Genomic DNA, 24,752 nt, shown 5'->3' on the forward strand with positions numbered 1-24,752 from the left:
TTAATCAGTTTTTTCCTACTCTTTGGATGGCTTTTCGGATTCCGCCAGTGATTTGATTTTTATGAAAATATTTTTTGAGAAAATTCTGCTGTAATGCTTTCTGTTTGGTTAATTTGTGCAGCTCCCATCGCAGCTAAAGCAATCGCGATCTGTTTATCAAGTGTTTTTCTGACAATATTGCCGTTGGTTGCCCGTAGTATTTTACAGAAGTGATACGTGAAATAACCTCTTATCTGGCCACTCATATTTCCTTCCATAGATACCTGGTTGTCTTTGGAAGCCGCCCATAACGTATGATTCATTCCGGCAACGGGAACTAAAGCTTTGGTCATAGAGATTGATTTTTTAGAAGTTTTAGAGGATTGCATTTCACTGGCGTAGGTCATATAAAATTCATCTTCCAGCATAGGTGGAATGAAACGGGGCGTTTCATAGGAAAGCTCTAAATCCAGTCCGAGCTCCATCTTTCTGGTTCCTGTTCCTGAATGGCAACAGTCGAAAATAACTTCCAGATTCACGCCTGCTTTCAGCTTACTGAGAACAGCTTTGAAATCATCATCACGAATCACGCCTGCACTTGCATAATCGTGTGGACAAATTGCTTCATCCAATCCGTCTATTTCCAGATCTGTTCCGATATTGGCTACTCTGGTTCCGTGTCCGGAATAATAGAAGACCAGAGAATCTCCTTTTACACTGCTATTCACTAATGCTTTCAGATAATTCAGTATATTGGCTCTTGTGGCGTTCTGATTGGTGAGGATTTTAATCTTTGCCGGATTAAATCCGCAAATCACCAATGTATTTGCCATATCCCTTGCATCGTTCACACAACCGTTTAAGTCCGGGCCGCCTGATCCTATAGGTGCATAGTCATTGATTCCTATTACAAGTGCTTTTTTCATTTCTATTAGTTTTTAAAATTTTCCCTACTCTATTTTGGCTTTTCGGGTTCTGCCTTTGTGGATTAGTTTTATATGACAAAATTCCATTATTCAACAGAGCAAAAACAGAGGGAAAGGCCTGATTGTGTGGCAGGTAAAACACCTTTTTTGGGGTTTGAAAGAGTTTTTAACCCCGGATTGTACAGATTTGCACGGATGATTGGGTATTTGGAAGATAAATTCTTTTTTAACGCAAAGGTTCATTTAGGAAGCGCATAATTTTGAGGAAGGCAAAGAGGAGCAGCATGGCCGCTGATGAAACGAATGGATAAAACGGTCGCTTAGTCGAAACAATGAATTTGATCTCTTCTTTGCTCTCCTAATCCTATACGGTATTAAAATCGAACTTTACATTAAAAAAATAAGTAGGCTTTTTTACAACTGGTACCAATTAAAGGAAATTGAAAAATCAGATAATTGTAAGAATTAACCCCGGATTGTACAGATTTGCACGGATGATTGGGTATTTGGAAGGAAAAATAAGTATCGTGTTTTTAAAACTGAACTATTTTATGGATGATTAGAATGAAGAGGAAACAAAAAAACCCGGTACATTGTAAAAATCTACCGGATGAGTGATTGAGTTATAATGGTTTGGACTGTGTTGATTTAAAAGGAAAAATCACATCAGCATAAGTCATGTTTTAAGGCAAAAAGAACCAGGCCGACCCTATTTTTTATTTCTAATTTTGTGAAAACAGAATCTCTGTAGCCATCAATAGTTTTTGGACTGAGGAACATTTTGTCCGCTATTTCCTTGTAGGTAAGTTCGCTGCAGGCCCATTTTATAAATTCTTTTTCCCTGCCTTTTAACTCGGAAAGAAGAGACGCATTTTTGATGTCTTCTGTTTTTACCTTTAACAATTTCTGGGCAACGAAATCGGTATAAAAACTGCCTTTGTCAAATACGGTATCTATCGCCTGAAAGAGGATAGCAGGCTGCATATCTTTCAGCAGATAGCCTTTCGCTCCCGCCTTCAGCATTTTGATAAGTACTTTTTCATCATCTTCCATAGTCAAAGCTATTACTTTTATGTCAGGATGATGCTCGGTGAGCCATTCTGTGGTTTCTATACCATTTTTATAAGGCATATTGATGTCCATCAGTACTACAGCGGGTAATTCTGAAGCTTTTTCTATGGCGGCAATAAAATCTTCGCCGTTGGGATGATTCATGATCACACTGTACTGAGGATTTTCCATAATCATATTTTCCAATGCCTTGGACATTAACGTATGGTCATCAACGATAGCGATGGGAATAGTTTTCATATGAAGTGTTTGTAATAAATTATCGAGGTTTGTGTTCCTTTATCAAGTTCCGACTGGATGGAAAATTCTGCATGGATCAGCTTAGCTCTCAGTTCCATATTCTTCAGTCCCGAACCATCCTGTATCTTGTCGGTATTAAAACCTTTTCCGTTATCAGAGATATTGATTCGTAAGGTATTGTGATCATCTTCCAGTTTTATAGATACATTTTTAGCCCTGGAATGCTTTAAGATATTATTGATGCTTTCCTGAATGATCCGGAAAAGAATCAGCCCATGCTTGGGAGAAATATCAATATCCTGTTTCTGGGTGATGAATTCTATTTTTAATAATTTTAATTTCTGTATTCTTTTTACTTCTCTTTCAATAGATTCTGTCAATCCGAAATGAATGATTTGTTCCGTAATCAGGGTTTTGGATAGGTTTCTGATATCCTGGATACATTCGCCCAACAACTCACTCAGCTCGCTCAGTTCTTCTTTTTCTGCATTTTTCAGTTTGGAAATCAGTTGATTTTGTCTCAAACGGACCACAGAGAGCTTTTGTCCTACATCATCGTGTAATTCCTGTCCGATGTAATTCAGTGTCTGTTCCTTTATTTCCACCTGCGAAGTTGCCAGTTCTTTTTCAAACCGCATGTCTTTTTCTTTCTGCTCGATCAGAAGGGTTGTTTTCTTTTTGATAAAGACCACATAGATGAAGATCATCATCAGAACGACAATAAGTAAGGTAATGGTGAAGGTAATAACCAAATTATTTTCTTCCATACTTTAGATCTTATCTTGGTTTATCCTGTCTGTTCCAAATCAATCCCAGTATGAGTATCCCGTTACTGATAAGATTCAGCATAAATAAAATAAAAAAATAGATATGCTCTGAAACGGTAGTCCTGAAATAAAGGATCGGAATACTCCCAATAAAAAGAATCAGTAAAGAGACTGAAACCCAAAATGGTAAATAATTATTAAGCTCCAGTATTTTATCAGAATTAAAGGTCTGGTATAAAAATAAAATAATGGAAAACAGTAACAAAAGGATATTAGTATACAGCATATTAAAGGAGAAATGATGCAGCAGATCATCTTCTGTATAAAACATCACAATAATATTGACTGCAAACAGAATCAAAAGAATCAGCTGTAGTTTTTTTAAAATGGGCCAATACAGTAATTGAAAATAATACAGCAAATACAGGAAAAACACAATCATTAAAAAGCCAATCACGAAAAATATTTCAGTAGACCGGTGAGTAGATTTGAAATAGAAATAGCAAAAAATATCAATCAGGGAAAATAATATATACCCTGCAATAAAAAATAAATTCTCTTTTCTGATTTTCCTGTATTTGATAATCATCAAAGCCATTACCATAAGGGATATCATCATAGATATTTGTTTCCCTATTTCTATGTTCCAGTTCATGGCTTTATTTTTTACGGCATATCTGCGGTGGACACTTTAGGTGGGGGAGCAAGATTAGTCATATTTAGAACTTCCATCTCACTTACATTTATATTCTCATCTATAGACCTCATCGCTTTGGACATTGTTCCTGAGCTATCTCTTTTCAGATTCTGAGCGGTAGGAACTAAGAAGATAGTCTGGTAGCCGGCGTATTCCGGTTTTGCCATTTTGTTTTTAGGATGATTCATAGGATATTTTCCCATATAAATTCTGATCCCCGGATTTTTAAGGTGTTGTTTTTTGGCGGTTTCTTTTACATAGTTAAGGTATCCTTCCATATCTTCTACAGAAAACCAGTACCAGCGTGAATCCGGTTCTCCGTTTCTGTATTTTGTAAGAATTACATTATTGGTTCTGGAATATTCATCATAAAGTATCCTGCCTTCACGATAACTGATCAGTTTCTTTTTATAACTATCACTTACAGGTTCTTTTGGCGGTTCGGAGCAGCGTGTGCAGCTTAGCATACAAAAACTTAAAATAAGCAGAGCAAGAAGCGCGCTTAGACTTTTGAATAAAAAAGGAGTTTTCATTTTTATGGTTTTTAATTTTATAATACAAAATTAGGTAACTGCTCAACTCTATAAAAGGGGGAAAACACTGTTTTTGTGAGTAATAAATTTACGACATTTTGTTTTGGAATTCAGGGAGATATGAATTTATTTGATCATAGCTTCTAAATATTTTCTTTTAGACTTTCATATCTAATATTTAAAACGAAAAATATTTGCAATACCCAGTACAATGGTTTGAAACGAATTTAAAAGCGCTTTCTCTTGAATATAGATATTTGGTTATTCTAAGAAGGACTCCACACACTTATCTTTTCTGCTTTTCAATCTGAATAACTAAATATTTAGTTTTTTAAATTTCAACGAGCAGAGTGTTTTTTGAATTGATATAAAATAAATTTCAAAATTTTATTCACAGTAAACCAGTGCTTTACAATATAATTTCATCCTTTTTTCAAAATTCCATGCAAGATTTCCCAAAAACCGGATTTTATAGATGAGTACTCAATACAATTAATGTTTAATGTAAAAAAATAATGAAATGAATAATTCAATAGTACTTAAGGTTATTACGACCGTTTTAATTTTATCAATCATCTTCTCCCTGTTCTCGTGTATGAACGAGGACAGGATAGAAGTACCACCCGTAAAGCTGGAAGATATTAACGGGAATTATAAAGGAAGGCTTATCACAGTGCAGGGAGAGTTGAGGTCGGAAAAAGTTGTAGACTTTAAAATAAAAAAAGATACCCTCACATTTCCGGAATTTCCTTTAAAAGAAATTGTAATGGCGGTAGTAAAAGATCCGGTGAAAACACAGAGTGCCATAGCAGCGATGGGAAAAGTGAAATATAATCTGAATTATACAACAGTATTAAATGCCGATAAAAACTGGGTAGAACTCACTTTTGTACCAAAAGTTCTTCAGCTTCAGATCCCGGTAGACGGAGCGATCAAAAACACAGTCGTAACGGTCGTAGCAAAACAAAAAGGATACTTTGTGGGTCTGGATCACACGCTGAGATTTGCCTTGGTAGCAGAAAAAATAACGGTAAATGGAACGGAATTGAGTCCCTTCGAGGCGATTAACTACAATTTCCCGTACTGCATAAAAACTAATTGATAAGATAATATAAACAATAGATTGTGGTTTGCCGGATGCGGTCTATTTTTGCGTTAAAATTTTAATCGGTGCTAAACCGGACCTTAGTCGTACATGGAAGAAAACAAGGAGCAGATTTTAATAAAACGCCTTCTCACGAAGGAAGAAACTGCCTGGAAAGAACTTTTCGGAAACTATTCCGGAAACCTTGCCGGGGTCTGTTCCCGTTATCTTTCAGGAAAAGACGATGTTCATGACGTTCTTCAGAACAGCTTTATCAAAATGTTCCGCTCCATAGCAACATTTGAATACAGAGGCAACGGTTCTTTGAAAGCATGGATGATCCGTATCACCGTAAACGAAGCTTTAAAGCATATAAAGCAGCATTCCGGCATAACAACAAATGAAGACCTTACAGAGCTTCCCGACATTCCCAATGATGAGGAACCGGATCTCGAGGAAATTCCCCAGGCAGCTATTATGAAAATGATACGCTCGCTTCCTGATGGGTACAGAACCGTTTTTAACCTGTTTGTATTTGAGAAAAAAAGCCATAAAGAGATTGCCGGGCTTTTAGGAATCGCAGAAAATTCTTCCGCCTCACAGTTTCACAGGGCAAAAGGACTGCTGATCCAGAAAATTAAAGAATTTAAAATGTCAAAAAAAGCACAATATGAATAATCGGTGGCTCAATGATCTGCACAGGAAAATGGAAGACCACGAAGAGGATGTTCCGGATGGGCTGTGGGAAGATATTAAAGATGAACTTTTTTCCGAAGGAGAAGAAAACGGAATGGCCGGAGGAATGATGCTTGAAGCTGATGATAAAAAAGAAAGTAAAACTATTTCTATAAATAAAAAAAGCACTCTGTTCTACCGTATTGTTGGAATGGCTGCTGCCGTTACCATGCTGTTCTTTACAGGAAAGTTTTTACAGGAAATGAATGCAGAAACAGAACCTAAAATAGCGGTAAACTCTGAAAATGCTGATAACATTAAAAAAGATGGCAAAAAGATCAAAGAATCAGTAAAGGCAAGTACAAATGAGCAGGGCAACACCAAATCAGGTGAAAAATATAGTGACCAGGGAAATATATTAATAGGGAATGCTCATTCACGCACTATTTTAGAAAATATATTTAATAAAGAAACCATTGATCATAATAGGATAGTACCTGGGCCTGTGGAAAAGCAAAATAATTTAATTCCATTGGCAAAAAAAGAATTACCTCTATACAATATATCTCCTTCATTTAGTGAGAGTCCGGAATTGAAAGAGAAACAGGATGACGGGGAGATTTTTAACAATTATGAAAATAAACTTCCGGAAAAGTATGCCGGTACCGATAAATCTAAAATTTTAGGTCGTCCTTCCAAAAAATGGATGCTGAGCATGCTTACAGGAAACGTTTCGTCAAATTCTTCCGAACAGAGGTTCCCTGGCTACACCTCTATGAGCGGAAGTCCTATGACTTTCAATGATTTCTGGATCACCGGAACAGAACCTGATCCGCTTACAGAAGTCCTGCTGGCTAACCAAAGCAAAGAAGTTGAAGCAAGGATAAGACATAAAATTCCTGTTACATTTGGTGTTTCCGTGTATTATAACCTTGGGAAAAAATGGGGCATAGGAACAGGTGTCAATTACACAAAACTTACTTCAGAACTTCACTCCGGAAGCAATTCAAATTATATAAAAGGGGATCAGAGCATTCATTATATAGGTATTCCGGTACAGGTAAATTACAATGTCATTCAGAAAGGACGTTTTACAGGATATGTTACCGGCGGAGTGCTTGCCGAAAAAGCTATAGCAGGGAAGCTTAAGACAAAATATATTGTAAATGATGAAGTTCAGGACGAACAGGAGGAACGGCTTGATGTGAAGCCCGTACAGCTTTCAGTGAATTCGGCGATAGGGCTGCAGGTGAAAATTATTGATAAAATCGGGATATATGCAGAACCCGGAATAGGATATCACTTTAAAAATGATAATCAGCTCAATACCATTTACAAAGAAAAACCATTAAACTTTAATATGAAGTTCGGAATCAGGCTGTTACTGGACTGATATATTGAGTAAGACTAAAACAAACCATTAAATATTTAAATATGAAACCAAAACTGATTTTTTTGGCTTTTCTGTTCATGACCCTTCTGAATATAAAAGCACAGTGTAATCCAACCATCACAAGCCCGAGGCTGGGCGTAAAATTCCCGGATAAAATCCTGTTCTGTAACACCGAAACAGAGACACTTTCTACACAAACATTCGGAAGCTACCAGTGGTACAAACAGCAATGGACCTGGCAAACGCCTAATACCAATCCCTGGACACCAATCCCCGGGGCAGTTTCACAGACTTTGACCATCAATGGGAATGATGACCAGCTTTATTATTTTAAAGTGGCAGTTACGCAAGGAGACTGCGTGGCAGAAAGCCCGGCTATTATGGCAGATGGATTCATGTATGCGCTTCCTGCAATGATGAGCACCTTTACACCCGGAACTTTTTCTCAGGTAGGACTTGGAGAATATAATATCTGTGCCGGAGCATCTGTAAAATTTGATGATGCCTTTCCAGATCTCTATGGCAGCCATGTATGGTATAAATGCATTCCAGCCAGTGCGCCGCCTTCCAATGGAGATCCTTGTGTTATAAATGGTGCAACTGGCGATACCTATATGGCAACAGAATCCGGAGAATATGGATTTTATGCCTGTACAGAGTACTGCCCGGATCAGTGTGAATTTTTAGGGACAGGAAATTTTGTAAAGCTGAATTTTGGTAACTGGGAGTTTTGCAGCCTGGGAACAGATGAAACAAAAGGCAAGGAAAAAGACCTGAGAATATACCCAAATCCTACAGCCCAGTTCCTTTATATCGGAAAAGAGTCCGATAAAACGTACAAAGCGGTTTCCATTATTGATATGTCAGGAAAAGTAGTTCTTCAGAAAAATGATCACCGTTTTAATGAGGCTATTGATGTGAGCAGGCTCGTACCCGGAAACTATATTATTCTTTCCAAAGACTCACAGGGAAATACCTATAAGAATAAATTCATAAAGAAATAACAGCATATGATCAATCCTTAGTTAGTTTTTTTTAATCATGATAAAGCCGGTACAGAGATGGTCTGTATCGGCTTATCTTTTTTAAGAATAAATTTTTTTAAATGCATTTTCAATCCAAAAACTATTCATGAAAAAGCTGATTTTTTAAAATATTATATTATTTATTTTTACAAAAACACCCATCATGTTAGTTAAAATTTATGGAAGTGCCATCTTCGGAGTAGCAGCACAAACCATTACTATCGAAGTAAATGTAGACACGGGAGGAGTAGGATACCATCTCGTTGGGCTTCCCGATAACGCCATTAAAGAAAGCAGTTACAGAATCTCTGCTGCCCTGAAAAATGTAGGATACAAAATTCCCGGTAAGAAAATCACGATTAATATGGCGCCTGCAGATCTTAGAAAAGAAGGCGCTGCTTACGACCTCTCCATTGCAATAGGGATTCTTGCCGCTTCAGATCAGATTCTTGCCGAAAATATCCATCAGTATGTTATTATGGGTGAACTTTCCCTTGATGGAAGCCTGCAGCCCATAAAAGGAGTGTTGCCAATAGCAATTCAGGCACGTGAAGAAGGTTTTAAAGGAATTATACTTCCCATGCAAAATACCCGTGAAGCAGCAATTGTAGACAACCTGGAAGTTTATGGAGTAGAAAATATCAAAGAAGTAATTGATTTTTTTAACGAAGGAAAGCCTATTGAAAGAGTAATACTGGACACCAGAAAAGAATTTCAGGAAAAAATGAATGATTTTCCGTTTGATTTTTCCGAAGTTAAAGGTCAGGAAACAGCAAAGAGAGCGATGGAAATAGCCGCAGCAGGCGGCCACAATATCATTCTCATCGGCCCTCCGGGAAGTGGAAAGACAATGCTTGCCAAAAGAGTACCGGGCATTCTTCCTCCATTAACCCTGAAAGAAGCTTTAGAAACAACAAAAATACATTCTGTAGCCGGTAAAATGGGTGCAGAAACATCTCTCATGACCGTGAGGCCCTTTAGATCACCGCATCACACCATTTCAGACGTTGCATTAGTAGGGGGAGGCAGTTATCCCCAGCCTGGAGAGATCTCGCTTGCGCACAATGGCGTTTTGTTTCTTGATGAGATGCCTGAGTTTAAAAGAACCGTTTTAGAAGTGATGAGACAGCCTCTTGAAGACCGTGAAGTAACAATTTCCAGAGCCCGGTTTACCGTAAACTATCCTGCCAGCTTTATGCTGGTGGCTTCTATGAATCCAAGTCCCAGTGGTTTTTTTCCGGACGATCCGGGAAACACCTCATCCGTTTACGAAATGCAGCGGTATATGAATAAACTTTCAGGTCCATTATTAGACAGAATAGATATTCATATAGAAGTACAGAAAGTTGAGTTTGAACAGCTGGCAGAAAAAAGAAAAGGAGAAAAAAGTTCAGATATCCGGGAACGGGTACTCAAGGCACGCAATATTCAGAATGAACGCTATAAAAACCTCAATATCAGCTACAATGCTCAGATTGGTCCTAAGGAAATTGAAGCATTCTGCGGGTTGGATGAAACCTCTATGCATCTCATTAAACTCGCTATGGAAAAGCTGAATCTTTCAGCAAGAGCTTATGACCGTATCCTGAAAGTGGCCAGAACTGCAGCCGACCTGGAGGGGGTTGAAAATATATTATCCCATCATATTTCAGAAGCCATACAGTACAGAAGTCTGGACAGGGAATTTTGGAATGTGTAATCATGAAATTCTCAATATGGTTTCGTAAAATACATTCTGGCTTATTGAATATTTCCTCCATTTTTGTTGATCAGGAAATGCTATTTCTCCTGTTTTCTTGACCTGATTTTACTAGATTTTTGGCTTAAATCACGTATAGTAATACTTAAATCCCTGTTTGGAGAAAGTTTATGATTATTTATTTCTTTATCTCAAATATTATGTTAAATTTGATTACCAAATTTTTAAAAATATTGCATTATGAAATAGAAATTAATAAACTGGATTTAAGTCAATCAATTCTGACTAACAATAGGCAAGAATGTATAGCATTTTTTGCAGTTAATATGTACTAGGCTGTTTTATACAGGCCTAAAGCTCTGCCATAATGCAGTTCATCTGAAACTATTATCACCAAACAAAACCAAAAACTAATATGCCGAATACACTATCAACGCCGTCGGGGCAGCCCGCTGGTGTACCGATTCTTTTATCCTCTGAAGACAGAGAAAGACTTCTCAACGATTTCAACAAAACAAATTGGGACTATCACAAAGAAGAAACACTGGTCTCTCTTTTCAACAACCAGGCACTCCTTCATCCCGAAAATCTTGCAGCTGTTTATCAGGACAGCTGGATCAGTTACCGTGAGCTGGATCAGAAAAGCAACCAACTTGCCAATGTGCTGTTAGAGAAAGGAATACAAGAAGGAATGTTTGTCCCCGTATGGCTGGACCGTTCTCTCGAGTGGCTGGTTGCCATTCTGGGCATTTTGAAGACAGGAGCAGCTTATGTGCCTATTGATCCTGCTTATCCTGTAAAACGTGTAGAATACATCCTTGCAAATACCTCAGCGGGAATACTTATTACAGATGCTCAGCGGGGAAATTCACTGGTGAAAGGAATTAACGCTGAAATTTTTTATCTGGATAATGCAGAAAGCCTGTCACATTTACCTGCTGAACTGCCTGATCTTACTATATCTCAGGATGCATTAGCCTATACCATCTATACATCCGGATCAACAGGCAACCCTAAAGGGGTCATGATTTCTCACCATAGTATTCAACATTTGGTTACATGGCACAACCAGTACTTTCATGTTGATAACACATCACACCTAACCCTTGTTGCCGGATTGGCATTCGATATCTCCGTATGGGAAACTTGGTCAGCACTTATTGCCGGTGCCGTATTGTATATTGCCGGCAATGAAGATAGAGTAGAAGCTTCAGAGCTTGTGAATTTTTACCGTAGAAACAGCATTACCCATGGATTTGTCCCTTCTGTTCTTGCTCCTTCCGTTGTTGAAGAAACACGAAAGTATAGTAACCTTGACCTTAAATATCTTTTCACAGGAGGAGAAAAACTTAAGCCTGTACTTACCAGCGAATTAAGTTATGAGTTAATTGATTATTACGGTCCTACTGAATGCACGGTTTATGCCACTTTCAAAAAAGTTAAAGATATGAATGGGCAATATGTTTCTTCAATAGGAAGGCCAATAGCCAATGCACAAGCTTACATTTTAGGAGAAAACAGCGAACTTTTGCCAGTAGGAGCCGTAGGAGAGCTACATATAGGAGGAAATCTTTTGGCTAAGGGTTATCTTAATAATGAAGAGCTCACATCTTCAAAATTCATTAACAGTCCATTCAGGGAGAACGAAAAGCTATACCGTACCGGTGATCTTGCCCGCTGGAAGTCAGATGGAGATATTGAATTTTTAGGAAGAATAGACAATCAGGTGAAAATTAGGGGCTTCCGTGTGGAATTGGGCGAAATTGAACGCTGCCTTGCCCGTTTGGAAGGAATACAGGAAGCAGCAGTCATTACAAAAGACCATGGAAATAATAAATATATTGTAGCCTTTGTCATAGTAAAGCCCGGTGCAAAAGCAGACGCTGCATGGGTAAGACAACAGCTGAAAGAAGAGCTGCCCGGTTATATGATTCCGGCTCAGATCATCAATGTTGATAAAATACCACTCACGGCCAACGGAAAAACAGATGCCAATTTGTTAAAAGAACTCGCAGATAAAGAGGCAAAAGAACTGATTTCTACAGAACCTCCTACCAATGAAACCGAAAGAATTATAGCAGATATCTGGGCTGAAGAACTTGAGCGTCCGGTGATTAATATGACAGATAATTTCTTTGATATCGGTGGAAATTCACTCCTTGTCGCTATAGTTGCAACCGCCCTGAATTCAAGATTGGATACCAAGGTTTATATGAGAGATATTTACCAGTTTCCGGTCCTTAGGCAGCTTGCCAATGAATTGATCACCAGAGCCAATGAAGCCCGTGAAGCCATTCCGAAAGAAGATGTAGAGCCTTATATAGCCCTTCAGCAGGATGTTTACCTGGCTCCGGAAACTGTTTTTGCAGGCGGTTTCGATCCCAGACAACTGGAAAATCCTAAAACCATATTTTTGACCGGGGTTACCGGATTTGTCGGTATACATTTGCTTCAGGAACTTTTGGATACCACATCAGCAGATATTTACTGTCTGGTAAGGGCTCAGGATGAATTTCATGCAATGGAAAAAATTGACAGCTGCTATAAACAGTATCATATCGATAGAAAAGAAGAGCAAAAGCCGAGAATCATACCTGTAATAGGAGATCTGTCCCTTCCGTTATTAGGGTTTTCTGAAGACCAGTTCAAAAAACTTGCAGGAATACTGGATCTTATTTACCACTCTGGCAGCTCCGTTAATTTTATAGAACCTTATTCTTACATGAAAGCTCCGAACGTAGAAGGATTAAGAGAAATCATAAAGCTTGCCGGTGCCGAAAGAACTAAGTGTCTTGCCCTGCTATCCACTATTTCGGTCTACAGTTGGGGACATGTTTTTACCGGGAAAACCGTGATGATGGAAAGCGATGATATTGCTCAGAACCTAATGTCTGTAAGTAAAGATATCGGGTATGTAAGAAGCAAATGGGTAATGGAGGCGGTTGCAGATCTTGCTGCTAAAGAAGGTCTTCCTTTAATTACCTACCGTCTTGGCTATGCCATGTGCCACAGCGAAACGGGTGCCAGTGCTCCTTACCAGTGGTGGTCAGGTCTTGTGAAAAACTGTGTTGAATTTAAATCTTATCCTTTACTTACTGAATTAAGAGAAGGACTGATCACAGTAGACTATATGACCAAATCTATGGCCCATATCACAAAAAGTAAAGAGGCGATCGGTAAAAAGTTTAACCTGATCGCAAGACCGGAAACCAATCTTACCCTGGAAAGTTTCTTTGGACTCCTGAAGAAGTATTATCCGCTTACTCTTGAAGGTCTTCCCTACAAAGAATGGAGAAAGCAGTGGGAAGATGACAGCCGGAACCGTTTGTATCCACTTACCAGCCTCTTTAAAGATAATATGCATGAAGGGCTTTCCACGGTGGAATTATATCAGAACACCTATGTCTGGGACTGTTCCAATGTTATTCAGTTTTTGGAAGGATCTGGTATTGAGGAGCCTGCATTTGATAAGAAGATGCTGGATGCTTATCTCAAATATTTAGGAATTCCTGTGTAGAAATCTTTGAAATAATAGGGCCGGGATGTATGCCCGGCTTTATTTATATGCCCTTTTTTCCACTCAAAATCATTTCAATCATCCTGATCTTTCTGGTTTCTCTGGTTTCAGGCTTTTTCGCTTCCTCTATCCAGCGGATGTATTCTTTCCGGTGAGTATAGCTCATTTTGTCGAACAGGTTCTTTGCATCGGGATTTTCATTAAAAACAACGGCGATGTCATTTGCAATTTCAACAATTCTTTCCTCCTGATCTTCCATAAGGCTTACAACAATCTCATCGCCAAATGTTTTCCCCAACTTCTTTCGGATTTCCTGGGTCAAGCCTAAAATATGACAGTCAGATTTCATTTTAGCAAGGCTTCCACGGTATTCGACCTTATTGTCAAATATTGCTTTAATTTTAACCTGTCCTTTTTTGCCAAACAGTTTTTCCGCAGAAAAAGGAAACTCTACAAAAGCGGCATTCATGGTTCCGTTTTGCTTTATAATTCCTGTAAATTCTATTTTCTGTTTCATCACAAAGATTTAGAGCTCAAAAATAAAAAAACCGTGAACGCAAATTCACGGTTTTAAAAATTTATCAGAAAAAGATTATTTTACCTTTTTTGTTTTCTTAGGCATTTGAGTAGTTCCTGAATTTTTAGACTTCGTATCAGGAGGTGTATTTTCTCCTCTTACAAGCTTTAATTCATCGATCAGCCTTCTTGCTCCTGCATATTTGTCGATTGTCCAAAGAACAAAACGTACATCTACGTTAATTGTTTTCTGCCAGTCTTGTTCAAATACAATATCACCGCTTAATGCTTCGCTGTTTCCATCGAATGCAATACCGATAAGGTTTCCGTCTCCGTCAATAACAGGAGAACCTGAGTTACCACCTGTAATATCATTGTTAGAAAGGAAGTTTACAGGCATATATCCAGCAGCATCAGCATACTGTCCGAAATCCTTAAGATTATAAAGGTCGATCACTCTTTGAGGAAGATCGAATTCTTCATCACCTTTCTTGTATTTTCCTACAAGACCGGTCATATCAGTATAATAGTTGTCAGTAACTCCAAAGTAGTTTCTGTCATTTCTTACAGGAAGTTTATCTACTGTTCCGTAAGTTAATCTCATGGTAGAGTTAGCATCAGGATAGAATTTTTTCTCAGGCATAGCCTTCATTAATCCAGCTAAGAATAGACGGTTGTTCTTGTTGAAGTTATCGTCAACTTTAGAATACTTCTCCATGCTCATTTTCTGGTCAGCAACAATTCCGTTCGCGATTTTCCAAAGCGGATCAGCATCAAGTTTCAATGCATCTGGGTTTAATAAGAAATTCGTAGCAGAAGTCTTATTGGCAAAAATTGAAGAATAGGCTACATTAGAAAGAGTCTTAGAATCCAATCCTAAAATAGTAGCAGATGCCACCTCTTTATTGGTCACTCTTGATTGGTAAAGTCCAGCCATAGAAGCTAGCATTTCTCCCTCCAGAGAAGGATTGAAGTTTTCATAAGCTTCTTTGATTGCAGTTTCGGTTTTAGCTTTCATCGCTAATCTTCCTTGCATATCCTGAGCAGAATAAGCTTTAAGAACAGATCCTACCTGTAAAGCAAGAGTGATATATTTTGCATTTCTTGAGAACTGAGAAGCGTAGTTTCTTTCAACATTTCTGTCGGAGACCTGCTTGTAATAAGCGCCGATATCTTCTAAAATACCATCATATTCTGCGTTTCCTGGCAATGCAGACCATTTTCTGTAAGTATCCTCAATCTTTTGTTTGTCGGCTATCGTTCCGTTTTTATCTACCGCATCGATAGTTCCCTGTCTGTTTTTCCAGTAGTTGGCTACAGAAGCATATTGAGACGCATAGTTAAGCTGAGTCGCTTTATCCTTGTCCATATACTTTTTCATAACATCCATAGCAAGCTTGGAAGCTTCCACCCAAGCCGGATAGTCTTTGTTTACCATCTGCTGAATTCCGTAAGATGTAAGGTAACGGTTGGTTCTTCCAGGATATCCTAAGATCATAGAGAAATCTCCAGGTTTGATCCCTTTAAGAGAAACCGGAAGGAAATGCTTAGGCTTCAAAGGAACATTGCTTGGTGCAAATTCTGCAGGGTTACCTGCTGCATCCCCGTATACTCTGAATACCGTGAAGTCAGCAGTATGTCTTGGCCATTCCCAGTTATCTGTATCACCTCCGAATTTACCCAATGATGAAGGTGGTGCACCTACCAATCTGATATCTTTATAATCCTGGTATACGAAATAGTAGAATTCATTTCCGTTGAAGAAATCTCTTACCACTACTGTGTACTTTCCATTTTCAGAGTTTTCAGTCTGGATTGCTTTTGTTTCAGCATCAATAACTGCTTTTCTCTCTGCTCCGGTCATATTGTTGTTTAGCTTGGAAGTGATTCTCTGCGTAGCATCATCCATTCTAACTAAAAACCTTACATAAAGATCTTTTGCATTAAATTCGTCCTTCTGCTTCATAGCCCAGAATCCGTTTTTAAGATAATCTTTCTCCGGAGTAGAAGCGGCAGCTACGGCACCATAACCACAGTGGTGGTTAGTGAAAATAAGTCCTTTGTCAGAAACAATTTCCCCGGTACAAAAACCCCCGAAGCTTACGATAGCATCCTTTAAGCTTGAATTGTTTACTGAATAAATTTCTTCAGGTGTCAAATGCAGTCCCTCTTTTTGCATGTCGACCCCGTTAAGTCTTTTGATGAGCATTAACAGCCACATCCCCTCATCCGCCCTCATCTGAGCAAAGCCCAATAAGAAAGTGAACAGTAGAAATAGTCTTTTCATTTTATAAAATAATTTTTGTGTCGCTAATTTACTAATTTTTACGATATTCTGTCCCGGAATGGTATGAAAATGGAAGGATAATCCCCATGAAAAAAATACTTGTATCATTTTTTGCCATTTTGCTATTAGGAGCTGTGGTCAGCTGCTCTTCAGTCCCGCAAAAAAATCCGAGCCTTCAAAGACAGTGGATGCTCATTTCTTTTGATCAATTTTCTAAAGAGGAATTAGTCAGAAATAAGGCAGAGATCAACCTCACAGGCATAATGGAAAAAGGAAAAATAAAAGGAGGAGCCAATATGGGGTGCAACAGCATGTTCTTTACTGCAGAATTTAAAACCAATGGAAAAGTGAAGATCTCAGGAGTAGGGAGCACATTGAAGGCCTGTCAGAATATGGAACTGGAAAACGCTTTTATCCAGAAATTTGATAAAATGACCAATTATTCCATAGAAGGGCATTTCCTTACTTTATCCGATGACAATGGAAACTCTATGAAATTTTTGGCTGCAGATTGGGATTAAGAATATGGATTGAGTGATCAAGCTTAAATTTTGAGGATTTTAAATAAACCATAGATCTGAAATATAAAAAGTCCGCGCTGGAGCGGACTTTTGCTTGAAATCTGGTTATGGGTTATCAGTTTTTTGGGATTGTTTTCTTTATTTCTTCTAAGGTCGCCGTATTGGGCAGACCTATGACATTACTATTTGTGTTCCTGGAATTCACGGTATTGGTTCGGGATGCCTGCCTGTTGGGAATAGAGGCTTTTATTTCTGCTAAAGTGGCTGTGTTAGGTAGTAATTTCCCCGAAGTATTGTTTGAATTGGAAGGCTGGGATTTTACTTCCTGGCTTTTCCCTTCAAGACCCTGTTCTGAAGCCAATACGGATACGTTTTGCTTTTTAGGAGCATTTTCCTGAGACGCTTTTGCCAGCTGGGCTTCCCGTTCTCTGAGCTGTTTCACAATCTGGGCCTGATCTTCAGATTCAGAAGCTTTCTTATTTTCCTGAGCATAAACGGATACGCTTAATGCTAAAAATGCAGTGATATATAGTAATTTCATGATAATTTATTTAATATTAACCAATACCTGGATTTTTCCTGTTTCATTCTGATTGTAATCCTGGAGAGCCTTTCCGATCACCTGTCCTATTTTTACCTTTTTAGGATTGGCCTTCATGGCTGTTCCGGATTTTGATGACGTTACCAAAAGATCACCTCTTTTAATTTTTCCGCCTTCCAGACATACTTTGGTCGGAATAACTCCAATCACACCCATTGGTACTTTACCGGAAATGTCAGAATCAATATGTTCTTCGGTAAGAAGTACTCCCGGTTTTGTCGCATATACTCCTGCTACAAGCGTAGAATAAGGCTTAGAAGATCTTTCAACGGTTCGGTCCGTATCTGTAGAAATTACAAGAATATCCCCGGTTTCATACTCAGAAATACTCCCTTCCACATCAAAGACTTCGGCAACGTCTGCACCACTACTTTGAGTACCGCCATTAAAAAAACCTTTTCCGGTTTTATCTATACGGGCTACGTTTACTGAGGCACTTTGGAATACAGAAAGATTTCCCGACGGTCCCTGGTGGTTGACAAGCAGGGTAGATCCGGTACCAGTTGTCGTTACATGAACCACCGGCTGACCGTTGGCATTATTAAAGTTGGCGAATCTTCCCGCTTTACCCGTACCGAAATTAGGAATAAAGCCTGAAATTGCATTGCCATTTCCATCACATGATGCTTCCACACCATCGCCTGTACCTCCGGCATTGGCGGTAATACCATTCCCGCTGCCTTCTGTGATTGCCAATAAAGCCGGTCCACTGCCGCCTGCATTAGAGGAATAAAATAAACCTCCATACCCTCCGGTTCCTGAAGAAATACCATAAATACCGGCAGTTCCGAAATTAGCAAACTGCGAATTTACTTCCCCTTTCACGGCGGGAGAGGTACCCGTTACCTTGTCTACTTTAAAATTTCCAGCAGTACCATTACCTACTGTGGTTACCGTTATTACATCGCTTGTATTGGCATCATTAAAGATGTTAAATCTTCCTGCACGCCCGGTTGAAAAAGTAGGAACCCATGCATACAGAGCGTTTCCGGCTCCATCAATATTGGTTTCAACACCGTTTCCGTCCTTACCCGCGTTGGCGGTGATGGCATTTCCGTTCCCATCAGTTAAAGCAATTAATGCAGCGCCGTTTCCTGCAGGATTTGACGCATAAAATAACCCTGCACGTCCTCCTGTTCCTGAGGAAACCCCAAAAATACCTGCAGCACCAAAGTTTCCGAAAATAGTATTCACTTCACCCCTTACTGCCGCTCCTACACTGTTTGTATTATCAACTAAGAAAGAAGCTGCATTACCCTGGGTATTATCCGGAATATTTCCATTACCGTTGGTTTCTACCTCAAATACATTATTGATTTCGTTGGTGGCATTAAAATTTTCAAAACGTCCTGCACGTCCTTTACTGTTGTTTAATCCTACCTGTCCTAAAACTCCGACAGCCGTTCCGGTTGTGTTGGTCGCAACAAAACCCCTTACACCATAACCTCCACCATCATTACGTCCTACTACAGCCCCGGCAATATCACTGGTTGTCCTGCCGACTACCGCTTCACCGGCTCCGTTATTATCACCTATTATACCTGCAGAGGTCTGTGCACTTGTAATGCCGTGCAACGCGAATCCGGCCCCTGTAGAACTGCGTACTCCGGCCCCGTTTCCGGTAGTGGTTACATTCACCACTGTTCCGTTTCCAACACTGGAAACATTGAGGGCATTGTTATTATTGGCATTGTTGAATATTGATATACTTGCAGGGATTCCGTTATTGCTGGTTGCTGTAAGTCCGGTTCCTGTATTACTGTTGGCATATACTCCGGTTCCGTTGGCACTTGCATTTCCATAGACCCCTAATCCGTTAGGCGTAACACCGTAAACTCCCCAGCCGCTTCCATTCTGACTTCCCCAGACACCAACTCCGAGCCCTCCGGTTCCATTGTTGATACCCCGGACACCGCTGGAAAATCCGCCTGGTGCCACGTTGTTTACAATACCCCGAACTGAAGCAATGCTGGAAGTAGTTGTATTGTTGATGCCTTCCACGGAAGTTCCGTCTCCGTCATTGATCAGCGAAAATAGAGTAGATGCATTATTTATTGTATTGGTATAAGGAATTGTGAAACTTCCGCCTGTTCCGCCAGCAGACTTAGCGTACATAGCATAAGGTACGCTTAATAGCTGGCTTGTTCCTGCTATCGTGTAATTGATACCTCCAGCAGGATCGGTTTCTGTTTTCAGATAATAGTTCCCCGTTGGCCAGTCTATGGTAGAAAAAGTTCCCGAAAGCACGGTGCCTGTCCCTATTTCCATGCTGATAAGTCCATTGGCGTTTGTGTTTCCGGTCAGTCTTTCGGAATAGACCAGTGTTCCGGCAGGAGAGCCCTGCAGTACACTTACTTTAACAGCGATGCTTTGATTGATCAGCAGCTGACCGGATCCGTTTCTCATAATGGCCTGGTAGCTCATTTTTTCCGGAGCCTGGGCATGCCCTAAAAAGAGGCCGAGCATGATCCCCAGAGAAAGTAATATTTTTTTCATGGCTTATTTTTTTATGACTTTAAAGGTTTTTAAATTTTCTCCATTCTGATTGATTCTGATAATGTAAACCGCAGAAGGAAGAGAAGAAAGATTAAGTTCGGACTTTGGCTGTGAGATCACGTCCTTTATGATCAGTTTGCCCTGAGCGTCGAACAGCTGATACTCCGATCCCTTATACGGAACAGAAGAAAAATCTATGTACAGATAATCTCTGGTGGGATTCGGATAGAGTAAAATGCCTTCTTGCTTTGTTGTGGTTTCGCTGGCAGAAAGTGTCGTGATTTCATAAGCCTGCTGTACGCCTTCCAACACCTGAGAGCCTGCTCCCTTGTACATATAAGCGGTCTGACCGACACTGTAAGAAACCGAGCCGTTGCCTCCTGATGCATTTGTTCCTGTGGCCAGAACTGCCGATTGGGCACTCAAAATACTGACGGAAAAGGTGAACAGAATGAGAAAGAAGCAGTGAATAGATGTTCTTTTCATGTTAAATATTTTTGTGGTTATTAATTGGTTATCCAAGTTTTCAAGAGAAAATTTGTGAACACTAAATTACCACATATCGCAACCGGATTGAAGGAAAATAGACTAACGGTCAAAAAAATCGACCAACGGCATTTTATAGTAAAAATGTTGGTATTCAGTCGTTAATGGTTAAGGAAGGACAGACTTTCTTTGTAAGTTCTGCCTATGGGAAGCCTGATCTGATGGATCAGTTCTATTTCATGGCTGTTTTTTCCGCGGATGAAATGACGAGGTACGGCATAGCTGCGATGGATTCTTATAAAAGAATCGAAGAAGCTATTATGAAGGAGGTTTCCCAGGGAATCTAGAACACAGTGTTTCTTTTCATGCGTAACAAGCCGGGTATAGTCTTTTAAAGCTTCGAGGTAAAGAATATCGGTAAGTCTGACTTGAGAAATGTTACCGTTTTCTTTTATCTTAATACAGTTTTCACCGAGAATGGCATCGAAGCATTCGCATTTTTTTTTCATTTCAAAAAAATTGAAAACTTTTTCTATGGAATGCTGGAAACGTTCTGCTTTAAGGGGTTTTGTTACAAAATCCAGGGCATCAATTTCAAATGCTTCTGCTGCCAGCTCCGGTTGGGAACTTACGAAGATGCAGACGGGAATCTTATAGGCCAGTTTCCTGAATTCCAATCCGCTCATTCCGCTAAGCCTAGTTTCGCAGATCAACAGGTCGATTGGGAATTCCAGATGGGGAACTGCCTTTTCCGTCGAATTAAAAGACGCAACAATCTCTATATTATCGTACTGCCTGACATGATGCTGGAGAACCAGTCTGTCCAGTTCATCATCATCAATAATCATACATTTAATATGGGAATTCATGATCTTGGTGTTAGTTTTTACAATATTTGTAATTTTAATGGATTATTAATTACAAATCAGCGTTATAAAGGTATTAATTTTTTACAAATGAATGATATTATAAACTTAAATTAACATTAAAAAAGAAGGAAATTTAAAAAATGATTTTGTTTTTTTTCCTGAAATTGGTATCTTGTAAAAATCATAAACATAGACAGAAATTAATGCTAGATAAGAAACAACATAATTACGAGAGAGCAGTTTTGGTGGGGGTTATTACCCAAAATCAGGATGAAGATAAGCTAACGGAATATATGGATGAACTTGAGTTTTTAGCCTTCACAGCAGGTGCAACGGTTCAAAAACGTTTTACTCAAAAATTAACTCAACCGGATTCTAAAACCTTTATTGGAAGCGGAAAAGCACAGGAAATAAAAGAATATGTAAAAGAGAACGAGATAGGAACCATTATTTTCGATGATGAATTGTCTCCTTCCCAGCTTAAAAATCTCGAAAGAGAAATAGAGGTGAAAATTCTTGACAGAACCAACCTTATCCTTGATATTTTTGCACAGAGAGCACAGACTTCCTACGCAAGGACACAAGTAGAATTGGCACAATATCAATATCTTCTACCACGTCTGACAAGAATGTGGACTCACCTTGAACGTCAGAAAGGAGGAATCGGGATGAGAGGTCCCGGGGAAACGGAGATTGAAACTGACCGCCGTATCATCCGCGACAGGATTTCCTTGTTAAAAGATAAACTGAAAACCATCGACAGGCAAATGGCTACCCAGCGTAACAACCGCGGAAAGGTGGTACGTGCTGCTTTGGTGGGATATACCAATGTTGGAAAATCTACGCTGATGAATGCGCTTTCCAAATCTGAGGTTTTTGCAGAAAATAAATTGTTTGCAACCTTAGACACAACGGTAAGAAAGGTGGTTATTGGTAATTTACCGTTTTTGCTTACCGATACGGTAGGATTCATCAGAAAGCTTCCTACGCAGCTTGTGGAATCTTTTAAATCTACGCTGGATGAGGTGCGTGAAGCAGATCTGCTTATTCATGTGGTAGATATTTCCCATGAAAGCTTTGAAGATCAGGTAGAATCTGTTAATCAGACGTTAATGGAGATCAATGCCCATCAGAAGCCTATGATCATGGTCTTTAATAAAATTGATGACTTCAGTTACGATAAAAAAGATGAGGATGATCTTACGCCGTCTACAAAAAAGAATGTTTCTCTGGAGGAGTGGAAAAAAACATGGATGGCTAAATCTAAGTATCCGACAGTATTTATTTCTGCGCTGACGAAAGAAAATTTCCCGGAAATGAAGAAAATGATCTACGATGAGGTGATGAAGATCCATATCTCCAGATTCCCATACAATGATTTCCTTTTCGAGTATTTTGACAACGATGAAGAAGAAGAAAACAACGATTAATGAAATATCACTTTTTCCTGTTATTGATTTTCTTTTCTGTTTTTGGTTTCAGCCAGAAGTCAGAAATTGATTTGAAAAATATTGAGAAGAATCTTAAAAATCCGGATTCTCCCTACAATTATGAAAAGCTGATTTTTAAATACAAAGGATATCCTAAATCCCTGGATAGTATTGAAGCTCAGTATCTTTATTACGGCCGAAATTTCAGGGATGATAAACTTTCATCGAGTGATGAAAGTTTCAAGAGTCTTACAGATGCTTTTAAACAAAGTAATTTCGATGAATGCATCAGGCTGGGCAAAGTCCTCTACGGTAAAGATCCTACCAATCTGGATATACTTCTGGTTCTTCTGAGAGCTTATGATTTCCGGAAAGACGGAAATAATTTTGTACATCATCTGAGCCAGTTCAGGTTGCTTACCGGAGGGATAAAGAATTCCGGTAACGGGACCTCTGAAAAAACAGCCTATTTAGTCAACTCTGTAGGAGATGAATATATCCTGCTTAATATTCTGAATATCGGAAAAGACTATACAAGGGCATCACAGCCGGCCAAAGACGGAACATTTGATATCTGGGAAAAAGACGGGCGCAAGCTCTATATTAAAATACTTTATTCAGACCTTAATTAAAAAAAACACTTTAGTGGAGTTATATTATTCATTTTCAGCCTTAATAGTATTAGCATCAATTTTTGCCTATCTCAATTACAGATTTCTGAAGCTTCCCAGCACCATCGGGATTATGGTCATTGCCATCGTAGTTTCTATTTTTCTGGTAATGTTTGGAGAAACAGTGCTTCCGAGAACTTTTGGGCATCTTAATAAGTTAATGAACAGTATAGACTTTACAGAAGTTCTGATGGGCGCAATGCTTAATTTCCTTCTCTTTGCGGGAGGTATCCATATCAATATCAATGATCTCAAGGAGCAGTTCAGGCCGGTCTTGATATTTTCTACGGCCGGAGTGGTTATTTCCACATTTGTAGTAGGGTTCGGGATGTTTTACCTGCTGCCTTTTTTAGGGATTCAGCTTCCGTTTATCTTCTGTCTGCTTTTTGGAGCGCTTATTTCGCCTACCGATCCGGTGGCTGTTTTAAGTATTCTGAAACAGGCCAATGTGTCTAAATCACTGGAAACAAAAGTGGCTGGAGAATCTCTTTTCAATGACGGTATGGCCGTAGTGGTATTTACAGTGGTTTTACAGCTTGCCATCGGGAAAGAAGTAGATCTGGGTGTCGAAAGTATAGGATTACTTCTGATGAAAGAAGCCGGCGGAGGAATTCTGCTTGGTGTTTTGCTGGGGTGGATCACTTCCAGGCTGATGCGTGAGGTGGACGATTATATTATTTCTGTTCTGGTAACGCTTTCCGTAGTAATGGGAGGCTATCTTGTTGCAAGACAGATGCATATTTCCGGACCTCTGACGATGGTGGCCGCAGGTTTATTCATGGGTAATTTTAATGTAAGGTTCAAAATGAAATCCATTACCCAGGATTACCTCATCAAATTCTGGGAGCTGATCGACGAAATTCTTAATGCTGTTCTATTCCTGTTCATCGGTTTTGAACTACTGATGATCAAGGATTTAAAGCACTTTATGGTTCCTGGTTTACTGGCGATTGCAGTCGTTTTAATTGCCCGTTTCATTTCGATCTGGGTACCTACGAAATTTATGTCCCTGCGAACAAGATTTAGTCCGCAAACGGTAAAAGTTCTCGTCTGGGGAGGAATCCGGGGCGGAGTTTCCATAGCATTAGCCATGTCTATTCCAAAAAGCGAATACAGCGAAATTATATTAAGTATCACTTACTGTGTAGTTGTGTTCTCGATTATCGTTCAGGGACTTACCATTGCAAAAGTAGCCAATCCGAAAGCCATTGCAAAAGAAGAGGAAGCGCAGGGTATTGTGACAGATGAGCATGCTTAATTAATTAAAAA

21 protein-coding genes are annotated in these 24,752 nt (G+C 39.3%); 10 read left to right on the forward strand and 11 right to left on the reverse strand.

Going from position 1 to position 24,752, the window contains the following annotated elements; all coding sequences use genetic code 11:
• Window positions 1–59: 59 nt before the first annotated feature.
• From LC418_RS02460 to LC418_RS02480, 5 genes are all read right to left on the reverse strand, one after another.
• Entirely contained in the window at window positions 60–905 is an 846-nt protein-coding gene (locus LC418_RS02460) for a caspase family protein (protein WP_223557980.1), read from the reverse strand.
• A 666-nt stretch (window positions 906–1,571) separates the two neighbouring features.
• A complete protein-coding gene (locus tag LC418_RS02465; protein ID WP_111954173.1) occupies window positions 1,572–2,216 on the reverse strand; it encodes a response regulator transcription factor in 645 nt (214 codons plus the stop codon).
• Window positions 2,213–2,983, reverse strand: a complete 771-nt coding sequence (locus tag LC418_RS02470) for a sensor histidine kinase (protein WP_111954175.1) — start codon at window positions 2,981–2,983, stop codon at window positions 2,213–2,215. The genes LC418_RS02465 and LC418_RS02470 overlap by 4 nt, the downstream gene beginning before the upstream one ends.
• A gap of 10 nt (window positions 2,984–2,993) precedes the next feature.
• Complete coding sequence (locus LC418_RS02475) at window positions 2,994–3,638, reverse strand: hypothetical protein (protein ID WP_146897049.1); 645 nt, start codon at window positions 3,636–3,638, stop codon at window positions 2,994–2,996.
• Window positions 3,639–3,649: 11 nt separating this feature from the next.
• The gene (locus LC418_RS02480) at window positions 3,650–4,213 is read right to left on the reverse strand and encodes a hypothetical protein (RefSeq protein WP_223557981.1); all 564 of its coding nucleotides are present in this window, start codon (window positions 4,211–4,213) and stop codon (window positions 3,650–3,652) included.
• Window positions 4,214–4,733: 520 nt separating this feature from the next.
• Between LC418_RS02480 and LC418_RS02485 the strand changes: the two genes are divergently transcribed.
• The 6 genes from LC418_RS02485 (at window position 4,734) to LC418_RS02510 (ending at window position 13,606) form a co-directional block, all read left to right on the forward strand.
• The gene (locus LC418_RS02485; protein ID WP_223557982.1) at window positions 4,734–5,315 is read left to right on the forward strand and encodes a DUF4840 domain-containing protein; all 582 of its coding nucleotides are present in this window, start codon (window positions 4,734–4,736) and stop codon (window positions 5,313–5,315) included.
• A 93-nt stretch (window positions 5,316–5,408) separates the two neighbouring features.
• Window positions 5,409–5,975: an RNA polymerase sigma factor gene (locus LC418_RS02490; RefSeq protein WP_223557983.1), complete on the forward strand. Its 567-nt coding sequence runs from the start codon at window positions 5,409–5,411 to the stop codon at window positions 5,973–5,975.
• A complete protein-coding gene (locus LC418_RS02495) occupies window positions 5,968–7,365 on the forward strand; it encodes an outer membrane beta-barrel protein (protein WP_223557984.1) in 1,398 nt (465 codons plus the stop codon). Before LC418_RS02490 ends, LC418_RS02495 begins: the two co-directional genes overlap by 8 nt.
• Before the next feature lie 41 nt (window positions 7,366–7,406).
• Entirely contained in the window at window positions 7,407–8,369 is a 963-nt protein-coding gene (locus LC418_RS02500; RefSeq protein WP_223557985.1) for a T9SS type A sorting domain-containing protein, read from the forward strand.
• Between the two features lie 184 nt (window positions 8,370–8,553).
• Entirely contained in the window at window positions 8,554–10,089 is a 1,536-nt protein-coding gene (locus tag LC418_RS02505; RefSeq protein ID WP_223557986.1) for a YifB family Mg chelatase-like AAA ATPase, read from the forward strand.
• 415 nt (window positions 10,090–10,504) lie between these two features.
• Window positions 10,505–13,606: a non-ribosomal peptide synthetase family protein gene (locus LC418_RS02510; protein WP_223557987.1), complete on the forward strand. Its 3,102-nt coding sequence runs from the start codon at window positions 10,505–10,507 to the stop codon at window positions 13,604–13,606.
• A gap of 43 nt (window positions 13,607–13,649) precedes the next feature.
• Here LC418_RS02510 and LC418_RS02515 read toward each other — a convergent pair whose 3' ends face one another.
• Together LC418_RS02515 and LC418_RS02520 are read right to left on the reverse strand one after the other, a co-directional pair.
• Window positions 13,650–14,123: a YdeI/OmpD-associated family protein gene (locus tag LC418_RS02515; RefSeq protein WP_223557988.1), complete on the reverse strand. Its 474-nt coding sequence runs from the start codon at window positions 14,121–14,123 to the stop codon at window positions 13,650–13,652.
• A 75-nt stretch (window positions 14,124–14,198) separates the two neighbouring features.
• Window positions 14,199–16,409, reverse strand: a complete 2,211-nt coding sequence (locus LC418_RS02520; protein WP_111954408.1) for a S46 family peptidase — start codon at window positions 16,407–16,409, stop codon at window positions 14,199–14,201.
• A gap of 86 nt (window positions 16,410–16,495) precedes the next feature.
• On the opposite strand from LC418_RS02520, the gene LC418_RS02525 reads away from it, so the two are divergent.
• A complete protein-coding gene (locus tag LC418_RS02525) occupies window positions 16,496–16,930 on the forward strand; it encodes an META domain-containing protein (protein WP_223557989.1) in 435 nt (144 codons plus the stop codon).
• A 115-nt stretch (window positions 16,931–17,045) separates the two neighbouring features.
• On the opposite strand, the gene LC418_RS02530 is transcribed toward LC418_RS02525, so the two are convergent.
• From LC418_RS02530 to LC418_RS02545, 4 genes are all read right to left on the reverse strand, one after another.
• Complete coding sequence (locus LC418_RS02530; RefSeq protein ID WP_223557990.1) at window positions 17,046–17,471, reverse strand: hypothetical protein; 426 nt, start codon at window positions 17,469–17,471, stop codon at window positions 17,046–17,048.
• A 6-nt stretch (window positions 17,472–17,477) separates the two neighbouring features.
• Window positions 17,478–20,027 (reverse strand): beta strand repeat-containing protein, encoded by a 2,550-nt coding sequence (locus LC418_RS02535; RefSeq protein WP_223557991.1) that lies wholly within the window; start codon window positions 20,025–20,027, stop codon window positions 17,478–17,480.
• A 3-nt stretch (window positions 20,028–20,030) separates the two neighbouring features.
• Entirely contained in the window at window positions 20,031–20,513 is a 483-nt protein-coding gene (locus LC418_RS02540; RefSeq protein ID WP_223557992.1) for a T9SS type A sorting domain-containing protein, read from the reverse strand.
• Window positions 20,514–20,674: 161 nt separating this feature from the next.
• Window positions 20,675–21,382, reverse strand: a complete 708-nt coding sequence (locus tag LC418_RS02545; protein WP_111954203.1) for a LytR/AlgR family response regulator transcription factor — start codon at window positions 21,380–21,382, stop codon at window positions 20,675–20,677.
• 203 nt (window positions 21,383–21,585) lie between these two features.
• Here LC418_RS02545 and hflX point away from each other — a divergent pair, with 203 nt between their 5' ends.
• From hflX to LC418_RS02560, 3 genes are read left to right on the forward strand one after another with little or no spacing between them, the layout of a single operon-like run.
• The gene (gene hflX, locus LC418_RS02550; protein ID WP_111954410.1) at window positions 21,586–22,812 is read left to right on the forward strand and encodes a GTPase HflX; all 1,227 of its coding nucleotides are present in this window, start codon (window positions 21,586–21,588) and stop codon (window positions 22,810–22,812) included.
• A complete protein-coding gene (locus LC418_RS02555) occupies window positions 22,812–23,444 on the forward strand; it encodes a DUF4919 domain-containing protein (protein ID WP_223557993.1) in 633 nt (210 codons plus the stop codon). Before hflX ends, LC418_RS02555 begins: the two co-directional genes overlap by 1 nt.
• Before the next feature lie 13 nt (window positions 23,445–23,457).
• Window positions 23,458–24,741 carry a cation:proton antiporter gene (locus LC418_RS02560; RefSeq protein ID WP_223557994.1) on the forward strand — a complete coding sequence of 428 codons (1,284 nt, stop codon included), beginning with the start codon at window positions 23,458–23,460 and terminating at the stop codon, window positions 24,739–24,741.
• Window positions 24,742–24,752: the final 11 nt, after the last annotated feature.

The organism is Chryseobacterium lathyri, from assembly GCF_019970085.1.
Lineage (GTDB): Bacteria > Bacteroidota > Bacteroidia > Flavobacteriales > Weeksellaceae > Chryseobacterium > Chryseobacterium lathyri.

Coding starts and splice junctions, on each gene's coding strand:
- LC418_RS02460 (WP_223557980.1), bottom strand. CDS start 905: ATGAAAAAAGCACTTGTAATAGGAATCAATGACTATGCACCTATAGGA.
- LC418_RS02465 (WP_111954173.1), bottom strand. CDS start 2,216: ATGAAAACTATTCCCATCGCTATCGTTGATGACCATACGTTAATGTCC.
- LC418_RS02470 (WP_111954175.1), bottom strand. CDS start 2,983: ATGGAAGAAAATAATTTGGTTATTACCTTCACCATTACCTTACTTATT.
- LC418_RS02475 (WP_146897049.1), bottom strand. CDS start 3,638: ATGAACTGGAACATAGAAATAGGGAAACAAATATCTATGATGATATCC.
- LC418_RS02480 (WP_223557981.1), bottom strand. CDS start 4,213: ATGAAAACTCCTTTTTTATTCAAAAGTCTAAGCGCGCTTCTTGCTCTG.
- LC418_RS02485 (WP_223557982.1), top strand. CDS start 4,734: ATGAATAATTCAATAGTACTTAAGGTTATTACGACCGTTTTAATTTTA.
- LC418_RS02490 (WP_223557983.1), top strand. CDS start 5,409: ATGGAAGAAAACAAGGAGCAGATTTTAATAAAACGCCTTCTCACGAAG.
- LC418_RS02495 (WP_223557984.1), top strand. CDS start 5,968: ATGAATAATCGGTGGCTCAATGATCTGCACAGGAAAATGGAAGACCAC.
- LC418_RS02500 (WP_223557985.1), top strand. CDS start 7,407: ATGAAACCAAAACTGATTTTTTTGGCTTTTCTGTTCATGACCCTTCTG.
- LC418_RS02505 (WP_223557986.1), top strand. CDS start 8,554: ATGTTAGTTAAAATTTATGGAAGTGCCATCTTCGGAGTAGCAGCACAA.
- LC418_RS02510 (WP_223557987.1), top strand. CDS start 10,505: ATGCCGAATACACTATCAACGCCGTCGGGGCAGCCCGCTGGTGTACCG.
- LC418_RS02515 (WP_223557988.1), bottom strand. CDS start 14,123: ATGAAACAGAAAATAGAATTTACAGGAATTATAAAGCAAAACGGAACC.
- LC418_RS02520 (WP_111954408.1), bottom strand. CDS start 16,409: ATGAAAAGACTATTTCTACTGTTCACTTTCTTATTGGGCTTTGCTCAG.
- LC418_RS02525 (WP_223557989.1), top strand. CDS start 16,496: ATGAAAAAAATACTTGTATCATTTTTTGCCATTTTGCTATTAGGAGCT.
- LC418_RS02530 (WP_223557990.1), bottom strand. CDS start 17,471: ATGAAATTACTATATATCACTGCATTTTTAGCATTAAGCGTATCCGTT.
- LC418_RS02535 (WP_223557991.1), bottom strand. CDS start 20,027: ATGAAAAAAATATTACTTTCTCTGGGGATCATGCTCGGCCTCTTTTTA.
- LC418_RS02540 (WP_223557992.1), bottom strand. CDS start 20,513: ATGAAAAGAACATCTATTCACTGCTTCTTTCTCATTCTGTTCACCTTT.
- LC418_RS02545 (WP_111954203.1), bottom strand. CDS start 21,382: ATGAATTCCCATATTAAATGTATGATTATTGATGATGATGAACTGGAC.
- hflX (WP_111954410.1), top strand. CDS start 21,586: ATGCTAGATAAGAAACAACATAATTACGAGAGAGCAGTTTTGGTGGGG.
- LC418_RS02555 (WP_223557993.1), top strand. CDS start 22,812: ATGAAATATCACTTTTTCCTGTTATTGATTTTCTTTTCTGTTTTTGGT.